This window comes from Mixta hanseatica (assembly GCF_023517775.1).
Taxonomy (GTDB): domain Bacteria; phylum Pseudomonadota; class Gammaproteobacteria; order Enterobacterales; family Enterobacteriaceae; genus Mixta; species Mixta hanseatica.
Genome location: NZ_CP082907.1, coordinates 1 through 8,411, shown reverse-complemented (window position 1 = coordinate 8,411; position 8,411 = coordinate 1). Strand labels below are relative to the sequence as shown.

General features: G+C 48.7%; 11 protein-coding genes. 6 read left to right on the top strand and 5 right to left on the bottom strand.

Translation table 11 applies throughout. The annotated features are described in order from the left end of the window. Window positions 1–316: 316 nt before the first annotated feature. The 4 genes from K6958_RS21105 (at window position 317) to K6958_RS21090 (ending at window position 2,281) form a co-directional block, all read left to right on the top strand. Entirely contained in the window at window positions 317–529 is a 213-nt protein-coding gene (locus tag K6958_RS21105) for a hypothetical protein (RefSeq protein WP_249894838.1), read from the top strand. Between the two features lie 130 nt (window positions 530–659). Then, window positions 660–839 (top strand): Rop family plasmid primer RNA-binding protein, encoded by a 180-nt coding sequence (locus K6958_RS21100; RefSeq protein ID WP_249894837.1) that lies wholly within the window; start codon window positions 660–662, stop codon window positions 837–839. Between the two features lie 10 nt (window positions 840–849). Next, the gene (locus tag K6958_RS21095; RefSeq protein ID WP_249894836.1) at window positions 850–1,251 is read left to right on the top strand and encodes a helix-turn-helix domain-containing protein; all 402 of its coding nucleotides are present in this window, start codon (window positions 850–852) and stop codon (window positions 1,249–1,251) included. Window positions 1,252–2,047: 796 nt separating this feature from the next. Then, window positions 2,048–2,281 carry a DUF2442 domain-containing protein gene (locus K6958_RS21090; RefSeq protein WP_249894835.1) on the top strand — a complete coding sequence of 78 codons (234 nt, stop codon included), beginning with the start codon at window positions 2,048–2,050 and terminating at the stop codon, window positions 2,279–2,281. Window positions 2,282–2,505: 224 nt separating this feature from the next. Here K6958_RS21090 and K6958_RS21085 read toward each other — a convergent pair whose 3' ends face one another. After that, window positions 2,506–3,147 carry a hypothetical protein gene (locus tag K6958_RS21085; RefSeq protein WP_249894834.1) on the bottom strand — a complete coding sequence of 214 codons (642 nt, stop codon included), beginning with the start codon at window positions 3,145–3,147 and terminating at the stop codon, window positions 2,506–2,508. 589 nt (window positions 3,148–3,736) lie between these two features. Next, window positions 3,737–3,976 carry a hypothetical protein gene (locus K6958_RS21080; RefSeq protein WP_249894833.1) on the bottom strand — a complete coding sequence of 80 codons (240 nt, stop codon included), beginning with the start codon at window positions 3,974–3,976 and terminating at the stop codon, window positions 3,737–3,739. A 556-nt stretch (window positions 3,977–4,532) separates the two neighbouring features. Between K6958_RS21080 and K6958_RS21075 the strand changes: the two genes are divergently transcribed. Both K6958_RS21075 and K6958_RS21070 read left to right on the top strand, forming a co-directional pair. Continuing rightward, window positions 4,533–4,718: a con-10 family general stress protein gene (locus K6958_RS21075; RefSeq protein ID WP_249894841.1), complete on the top strand. Its 186-nt coding sequence runs from the start codon at window positions 4,533–4,535 to the stop codon at window positions 4,716–4,718. Between the two features lie 1,081 nt (window positions 4,719–5,799). Continuing rightward, a complete protein-coding gene (locus K6958_RS21070) occupies window positions 5,800–6,240 on the top strand; it encodes a hypothetical protein (RefSeq protein WP_249894840.1) in 441 nt (146 codons plus the stop codon). 122 nt (window positions 6,241–6,362) lie between these two features. Here K6958_RS21070 and K6958_RS21065 read toward each other — a convergent pair whose 3' ends face one another. The 3 genes from K6958_RS21065 to K6958_RS21285 all read right to left on the bottom strand — a co-directional run bounded on the left by K6958_RS21065 (window position 6,363) and on the right by K6958_RS21285 (window position 8,008). Continuing rightward, the gene (locus K6958_RS21065; protein WP_094112305.1) at window positions 6,363–6,677 is read right to left on the bottom strand and encodes an ArsR/SmtB family transcription factor; all 315 of its coding nucleotides are present in this window, start codon (window positions 6,675–6,677) and stop codon (window positions 6,363–6,365) included. Window positions 6,678–6,691: 14 nt separating this feature from the next. Continuing rightward, window positions 6,692–7,810 (bottom strand): alkene reductase, encoded by a 1,119-nt coding sequence (locus K6958_RS21060; RefSeq protein WP_249894839.1) that lies wholly within the window; start codon window positions 7,808–7,810, stop codon window positions 6,692–6,694. An 81-nt stretch (window positions 7,811–7,891) separates the two neighbouring features. Then, window positions 7,892–8,008, bottom strand: a complete 117-nt coding sequence (locus K6958_RS21285; protein WP_350355820.1) for an IS1 family transposase — start codon at window positions 8,006–8,008, stop codon at window positions 7,892–7,894. Window positions 8,009–8,411: the final 403 nt, after the last annotated feature.

The following is an 8,411-nucleotide window of genomic DNA, read 5'->3' as shown; positions in this document are numbered from 1 at the left end:
GCATATAGTCCAGCTTGGAGCGAACCACCTAAGCAGCACCCAGTGTCAGGCGTGGTATGAGAAAACGCGGCCATAACAGCGGAAAGACACGGGCTAAGCTGTAAGGTGGGAACAGGAGAGCGCACGAGGGAGCCACCGGATGGAAACGTCCGGTATCTTTAAGTCCTGTCGGGTTTCGCCCCTTCTGATTTGAGCACCGGGAATCGGCAGATTTCTGTGATGCTCGTCAGGAGGGCGGAGCCTATGGAAAACCGGGGTTCCGGGGACCAGGCTCGGGGGGAAAGGGGGGCGCTGTTGACATTGACCTGGAGGATTTATGGCTGGTCGCCTGCATGTTGTATCTAAGACTGAAAAGCAGTTCCTTGATGATGCTGTCTTTGCAGCGGAACGGGCAAAAGGCAAAAAGCTGTCCGGGCCGGAAAAAAAAGAGGTGTTGCGTGTTGCCCGTGAGCAGCTGCTGGGACAACGTGAAGCGAAAGCCGCTAAACAGGCACGGGCTGAAGAACGTCAGGCTGCTGAGTTTACCTAGAGCAAGCCTAAGCCTTTTCGTCGTTAGCCGGTAACGCTCGCCGCAGTGTTCGTCTGGCGCAGCCAGGGGAACCGAGGAAGCGTCATTTCACCTGTTTTCAGCATATGGTACGTACGCAACGGAGCGTCTGATGACGAAACAGCAAAAAACTGCGCTGAACATGGCAAAATTCATTCAGGGGCAAAGCCTGCTTCTGCTGGAGAAGCTCAACGAGCTGGACCTGGATACGGAAGCGGACATGTGCGAACGGCTTCATGAGGATGCCGAGCGCCTTCATGCCTGCCTTCTGGCAAAGTTAAATCAGGAATAACGGTATCCGCATGGCGAAAGTATCTATCAGTGAGGCCGCCAGGCTTACAGGTAAAAGCAGGACAACGCTGCACAGGCTTATAAAAACAGGTGAACTGTCTACCTGCGCAGGTGTACGCAACTCAAAAATGATAGACATATCAGAGCTTATTCGTGTTTTCGGCGATATCTCTTCAACTACGGTTGAACAGCCAGAAGAACAAGTATCTGGACAGCGTGTTACAGTGTCTTATACAGCTAATGAACAACTCGTTCATAGCCTGAAACAGGAAGTTGAACACCTCCGTACACTGGTTTCTGCTCAGGAGTCGCATATCGACAGCCTTAAGCAGTCCCTGCATCTCCTCGAACATAAAAAAGAGACAGCACTGCCCGTTTTGCCTGCTGGCAAATGGTGGCAGTTCTGGAAATAGCCGGCTGACAGCACCTGCTTTTCCGGTAATTCTGGCCCCGACGGCGCGGTTGCTTTTGCGCTTCCTGCGTCCCGGCTGGTATCTGTGCATCGGGGTGACGAATTGTTGAGTTCTTGCGAGGTTTCCCCAGGTCGCTGACCTGTTCGCGGCTTACGCCGGGCTGACTTGCGTCAGACTCCCTCCACACACCAGTCTCCTGGTGTCGCCATCGATACCGAGCCGTTCTTTTTCCTTTCTTAATGAAACCTGCCTGCGGTCGCGCCGGCAGCGTTGTGGTTAAAAGCCCGTTCAGGGCGCATGAAAACACGTAATACGTGCACGTCAGATTGTGGAAATCGCTGTCAGGCGTTGTACCGCAGGGGCTGCAGCGTGGTTTTTTCACGCGTCACTTTGTTCTCGTTTCACTCGAACCAAAGTGACGCCGTTCAGTCCGGAGGCGCGTTTGCCTCTGCAAACAGGTGCTTTCCGGAAGACGTAATGGTGATCGCAGGGTGTAGCGGGCTGTCGTGGTTATGACTGCCGGCAGCGGATGACAGGACGGTCGGTGCCGGTCACTGCATTGTGAAATGTACCCTCATCGTCGCGTCGTAGGTGCGCTGTTTGTGACGATATCTGCTTCCAGGGGCGGGCAGATGTACCACGCTTTGCGTTCTCCCTTTCAGGCTGCGGGAGTGTTCTGTACAGCCACCCGAAGGCGATCCTCTCAGGCCGTGGGATCATTGGTGGTCGTCATGGACGACAGGACTACCCGGGCATACTATCAACGTAAATTCGTGACGGTCAACCGGAGGTCGTGATGAGCGTATCCATCAAATCGGCAAAATTTGATCCCTACAACATGTGGCTGCAGCTGAGCGATGGTCGCGTGCTGGGCGTGCCTCTGACGTACTTTCCTGCGCTGCAGAATGCCAGCGCTGAACAGCTGGCAAGTTTTGAGCTGAGTCCGCGCGGCATTCACTGGAGTGAACTGAATGAGGACCTGTCTTTACAGGGATTACTGTCACTGCAGCCTTTGACGCCCATACGGTGACAATGTTGCCCACAGTAATGCTTTTTTGAGTTGCCTATTTCCGATCTTCTTTTGATGAAATCATCCAGGCTAACCAGTAAAGAACCAGGCCTGCGATAAAGACGAGAACGGGAGCGATAACGCGCATAATCCCTTCATTCGCAAAAATTGCGATGAAAATTCCTATAACTACGGCGCTGATAACCACCGCCCCGGATAACTCAGAAACGACTTTTCTGATTAGTCTAAAGATTCTCGATTGCACCCAGAAATTGCTCCGTTTTCAAAGGGTTTTTACGAAGAGTCTCACCAAGCTCGATGTAATTAGCTAAAGGTTCTTCAAAGAGGAAGTAAAGCATATCAAAATCAAGGATATAAAGCTTTGACCATAATTCGGGGTTTTTATGCCTTAAACGCCGGGAAGCTGCAGAAGCACGCGAAAGCACCCCCTGTAAAACGATGCCGCCCACAAGGGAGCCTGTCCATAATCTCAGTGATAACTTCGTTATTGTGCTGGCCATCATTCCGCCAACAACTTTTGAGCCAAGATAACCTGTAATGGCCAGCTGCATTGACTGTCTTGAACCCAGTGAAGTCGCTGCTCCGATGAGTTTATCTGTGATTTTTTTCAGGGCAGGATCCGGAAGATATGATAAAGCGTCTTTGATTATCATCTCCGCGACCTGCCCCAGAATGGCTCTGTTACGGAAGAGCTTATTTAAAGCGCGGTACATCCTCTCATCATCACCGAAGTTACGACGCTGAATGTTTCTGCCGCCATCTGACAGGCTGAGATCCTGAAAGGTTCGTTCAATACCCAGGTAAAAATCCATCGGAAGTGAAGCAATACCATCAGCAACCGATACGGCGAGTGTTTTTGCGTCCATTAATTCTCTTACCGTCTGTTATACCAGTCTGAAAAATATCAGGCAGAGCCACTTTTCGTAAACGAAAACTTATCTTTAAAGCGTCCGGATTATCGTTTTAAACGGATCTGATTTTGTCATTCAGTCCCCTGCCAGCGTAAGGAGCTGGCGTACCAGAAGCCAGCCGCTCAGGCACAGCCCAATACCCTGAATTTCGTACGTACAAAATTTTTCTGCGATTCAGACGGAGGGCAGGATTCGCAAAGTGGTAGCGAATGGCACCATCTGTTTTCTGCCGCGCCTGGCGGCTTGGCCAACGCCTCACGGCCGCACAGTAAACTGCGCGCCCGTTCACCGTTATCAGAGGAGTTAAGCGCCGGAAAACGGGGCTTAGTGACAACATACGCGTGAAACCGCCCGCTATTCACCTGCGTGCATAGCCATGCAGCCGGTCAGAAATTATCAGGGCGGATTTTCGCGGTTCCGGGCAGGGAAAGGGCTGGATTCTGGCCCGGACGCGGCAGAATCGCGCTGAGGGGCTCTGCAGGGGTGCGCCCAAGGGATGTTATGGTAAATCCGAGCGGCTGGCAAAGGTGATCAGGAAACTGCATCAGTGCCTTATCGCCGCATCTACCAGGGTGGCGCTGCTGTACCGCTCAGTTGCCGCTTTCACCTCGTCAATGGCGTGACGGATAGCTTTTTCTTTGTTTGCGTTTTCTTCCCTGAGCAGGAAAGCCTGCAACTTGAGTAGCAGCGAGCTGGTTGTGACAGGCGCAATTTCATCTAGCAGCTCGAGGACGGCTTCGCCCATTATTATGTCAGACAGCTTTTCGTCTTCGTTTCTGTACATGCGTGACCTTCTTGCTGTGAAAGCTCTACCCGTACGGCAGGCGAAGCCTACAGGATACGTTAAAACTGTCGCTCCGGCAGGGAAGGAGCACAAAAGGTATTTATCAGATGCATCTTTAAGATAAGCGCTTAGCCTACAGCCGCATGCTTAACAGTACTGTTATGTTAAATATGCCTGGGGGGATCCGGTACGACAACGCCGGCTGCGGGTGCCTGGCTTCGCTTGAGTAACGGATCGTTCTTTACCAGGCTTAAGAGGTGACGGTTCCTGCTGGTTCCGTTTACCGAGAGTACGTTTGGATTCTTCTTTATTCACCCCGCGCAAGATGGCGGGGTTTTTTTGTATCCGGGGAGGAGGTATTTTAATAAATGTTCACTGTGCAAAGCCGATAAACATGTAGCCCTCACCCGGGGATTCTGCACACTAAAAACTGATTCTCACGGCGCTACGGCGCCGTTTTTTTTGCCAGCTTCACAAGTCCCTGTTAAAAACCTACCGGTAGAATAATGTCTCCTATGCTTTGGGATGATGGAACTTAACTCAAACTGGGGGTTTTATGTCAGTACGTCGTGGTGGTGCCAGCAATTTTGCCGAAAATCCGGAGCGGGCTGCAGAAGTTGGACAGCGAGGCGGTCGCGTAAGCGGAGGTAACTTCAAGAACAACCCGGAGCGTGCAAAGGAAGCAGGGAGAAAAGGAGGCCAAATCAGCCGGAGAGGGCCTTCTAGAAAATCGGTATCCTGAACCGCTATGAAGAAAGCCCGCATTGCGGGCTTTTTAATGGCCTGCGCAAAAGCACTTTTATTTTAAATGAAGCTGGTTATTCCTGAGGTGAGACCTGTACCTGGGAAACGCTTTTGACGTGACGTAGAAGGAAATGGAACGGGCTACTGGAGTTGAACCCGGATCTCCAGCCATAACAGCTGATGTACCACCTTTTATAGCACGCCCGTATAAACCTGCGAGCCGTTAGTCAGTCACGGGTCTGGCTTGGAGGAGGGGGCTTTCCGGATAACAGACAGGAGGCAACCGTAAGGCGCGTGCCGCACCGGCTGCATACAGCACCGTGAGGAGTCTCCCGCTTTTCGTTCCGGGTAGTGTATATAAACTTTAGGTTCCCGCATTCAGGGCAGCGAAAAAATAGCTGATACATTATCCTGTCCTTTTAAATTAATGCGTGTTAATGAACTGTAGTTATAATAGGCGCTGCCGGTAGTGCAACGTTTAACGCTGCAAAGGAAGGGTTTTTTTGACGCCAACTGACGAAGTTGTGGTGGAAGCCTCATGCATACGGGCTTTTTTATGCGGCTGCCACAGTCTGAGCCTGGGTTACGCGAGCATGTGAAAAAGCAACGTCATGTAAAACTACGCGGGAAGGGCCATTTTTGTGAGATTTCCTCCAGTTCTCTCTCCAGAGATGAAATCCAGTCGCTGTTTTTATCCTGCTGCGTACTGTGGTTCGGTGTAAGCCATTCTTCTGTAGCAAGGAGAGGGAGCTCCCTGTCGGGTTTGTCAGGTGTCATCACAGCTTCGGGTCAGTAAAATGGATGGTTATCCAGTATTACCATAAAAATCCTTTTAAAAGAACGGCGTGTTCTGATATGTCAGGGTTCGGTTTGATGCGCTACAGAGATGTTATGGTAAATCAACCTCAAATCAGGGATGGGTTTTATGTTCACCTTAAGAGAAATTATCAAAGCAAAAATGCATAATTTGAGATAAGCCTTGCTTAGTAGATGTTTGCCTTATCGTTTAATGCATTTAAGTATCGTCAAACGCTTAGTCTGTGTTAGTCTTTCTTCAAATCAACGAGGAGAAGTCAGACATGAGTGGAATTTTTTTGTCATTGATCGATTTGCAAAAGCTTTCAGCTGGCGCACGCAGCGAAGTTCTAGCCCTTATTGCTGAGGGCGTGGATGAGGATGTTTTTGAAGAAAACGGTGAAGGCCCTACCGATTTATCATCGCTCCAAGCGGAAAAGCTTGTTCGAGGCCTGAGCAGTAAATCACGTTCTGTACTGAAGGCTATCCTTGAAAACAGTGACAGCTCAAACGGTTTCTGGTGTGAAGATCTCGCATCTGAACTCGAAGTGGATGTTGCTGATCTGACAGGAGTATGGTCAGGTCTGACTCGTCGAATCAGGACTGTTAGTGGCTCATCAGATGCTTATCTCATTTCATGGGCATGGGACGATGACCGACAGGATTACTATGGCAAAATGCATGCAACTACCTTTAAAAACTGCAAAAAAGCCGTAAACATCTAAAAAAAAGCCCGCGATAGCGGGATTTTTTTTAGATGTTCTGTGTGGCGGTGCACCCATAACAGGTCAGATCACAACAGGGATGTTATGGTAAATATGAATATTTGTAGCATCTTCTTTCCGTTTTATAACTGCTGTAGAGATATAATGACAGCATCTGTCATCTTTTTTATGCGAAATTCGCTGCGGCGGTAATAAGTCCATTTACCCACCTTTATCGCTTCAAGTAGTCCAGCATCATGCAAACTTTTTAGGCATAGCGAGGTTGCGGGTTGTGATAAACCCGCCTTGTCCTGAATGAGACTGGCACAGACACCATATTTTTCGAAAGGAAAAAGCTGAGAATAATCAGCAAATTCCTCTTCTGGATTTTTCAGCCATTTTAGGATAGAAACCCGAGTAGGGTTACCTAGTAACTTAATGGCATTTTCCGGTGACATGCTGCCTCACAAAATTAGGGATAATAAACAGGATAATCAGTATATCCTTTCTCAGTACCACCATATAGAGAGGATCTGTCAGTACTATTTAATGGATAACCGGCTTTGAACCTCTCAGGGAGGTCTGGGTTAGCAATAAATGAACGTCCAAAACCGAACAAATCACCCAGGCCTTTTTCTAAAATACGTTCAGCTTTTTCCTGAGTATAAAGACCAGAATACATAATCGGAGATTGGAACGTTTTACGTAGGGCAACACGGAAACTTTCAGGCATCTCTGGGCTATTATCCCAGTCAGCTTCGGCGATTGAAAGATAACCTACTCCGAGATCGTTCAGAATTTTTGCTGCACGTATATAAGTATCATGAGGGTCTTTTTCAACAAGACCAAGATAAACTCTATCTTCATCTGTGCTCGAAAATAAGGGGGCAAAGCGTACTCCAACTCGATGGCTACCAAATACTGAACTAACAGCTTCGGTTATTTCGCGTAGGAAACGCAGTCGGTTATCGAGTGAGCCACCATATTCATCTTTACGGAAGTTAGTATGTTCAGAAATAAACTGGTTTATCAGATATCCGTTGGCTGAATGTAGTTCTACACCGTCAAAACCAGCCTTTTTCGCATTCTCCGCTGCGACACGATAAAGCTCTACAATATCTTTCACTTCTTGGGTTGAGAGCTCCCGTGGTTCGCTGGGTGCTGTCAGAATGCCTTCTCCAGGACCCGTTTCAATAAATACTCTTACCCCGGTTGCGGTAATTGCCGAAGGTGCAACCGGGGGAGCCATTCCTGGTTGAAGGGCATTATGTGATACACGGCCGACGTGCCAGAGTTGGCAAAAAATTGTCCCATTTTCCTGATGGACGGCATCAGTCACTTTTTTCCAACCTGCGATCTGTGCTTCGCTATGGATTCCTGGTGTCCAGGCATATCCCTGACCTCGAGGCTCAATCTGTGTACCTTCAGTGATCATAAAACCCGCACTGGCACGTTGCCTATAGTATTCAACCATCAGATCACCAGGAATGTTGCCTGGCTGATTGCTGCGGCAGCGAGTCAGCGGCGGTAGAGCAATACGGTTTCTTAGTTTGAAACCGCCAAGATTTAACGGACTAAAAAGCGAACTCATAACGAATATCCTAAAAGATGAGAGAAAGGGATATTATATTTATGCATTTAAATATGTAAATGTATTTTGTTGCGGCTTTATCTAAAAAATCAGTTTTGACATGGGGTGGTAACGCTGATGACCGGCAGTACTTTTAACGTTACGGACAACTCTTTCAGTCCCAGCACTTGTGTGAAAGTGTACGGAGATGGGAGCCATAGATGCACCTCAAAAACTCCACTACACACTAAATCAATAATTTGGTAGTTCTACCAAAATGATCTTCTTGAGATAATTTTCCTCTGCGCGTAATCTCATATCCTGTAAACAAAAAAACCACCGCTACCAACGGTGGTTCGTTTGCCGGAATTTAGAGCTACCAACTCTTCCTTCCGAAGGTAACTGGCTTAAACGGAGCGCAGTAACCAAAACTGTCCTTTCAGTGTAGCTGTAGTTGGGCTCACACTTCAAGAACTCTGTGTATAGTCCGCTATACAAACTTCGCTCCGTAAACCGTTACCAGTGGCTACCGCCAGTGGCGCTTTGTCGTGTCTGTCAGGGTTGGAATCAAGTGAACAGTTACCTGAACAGGCGTGGTAGTCGGACTAAACGGGGAGTTCGT

Excerpts from the sequence above, each read along its gene's own strand:
- K6958_RS21060 (WP_249894839.1), bottom strand. The coding sequence starts at position 7,810 with ATGAGTTCGCTTTTTAGTCCGTTAAATCTTGGCGGTTTCAAACTAAGA.
- K6958_RS21285 (WP_350355820.1), bottom strand. The coding sequence starts at position 8,008 with ATGGCTCCCATCTCCGTACACTTTCACACAAGTGCTGGGACTGAAAGA.
- K6958_RS21065 (WP_094112305.1), bottom strand. The coding sequence starts at position 6,677 with ATGTCACCGGAAAATGCCATTAAGTTACTAGGTAACCCTACTCGGGTT.
- K6958_RS21105 (WP_249894838.1), top strand. The coding sequence starts at position 317 with ATGGCTGGTCGCCTGCATGTTGTATCTAAGACTGAAAAGCAGTTCCTT.
- K6958_RS21075 (WP_249894841.1), top strand. The coding sequence starts at position 4,533 with ATGTCAGTACGTCGTGGTGGTGCCAGCAATTTTGCCGAAAATCCGGAG.
- K6958_RS21080 (WP_249894833.1), bottom strand. The coding sequence starts at position 3,976 with ATGTACAGAAACGAAGACGAAAAGCTGTCTGACATAATAATGGGCGAA.
- K6958_RS21070 (WP_249894840.1), top strand. The coding sequence starts at position 5,800 with ATGAGTGGAATTTTTTTGTCATTGATCGATTTGCAAAAGCTTTCAGCT.
- K6958_RS21085 (WP_249894834.1), bottom strand. The coding sequence starts at position 3,147 with ATGGACGCAAAAACACTCGCCGTATCGGTTGCTGATGGTATTGCTTCA.
- K6958_RS21090 (WP_249894835.1), top strand. The coding sequence starts at position 2,048 with ATGAGCGTATCCATCAAATCGGCAAAATTTGATCCCTACAACATGTGG.
- K6958_RS21095 (WP_249894836.1), top strand. The coding sequence starts at position 850 with ATGGCGAAAGTATCTATCAGTGAGGCCGCCAGGCTTACAGGTAAAAGC.
- K6958_RS21100 (WP_249894837.1), top strand. The coding sequence starts at position 660 with ATGACGAAACAGCAAAAAACTGCGCTGAACATGGCAAAATTCATTCAG.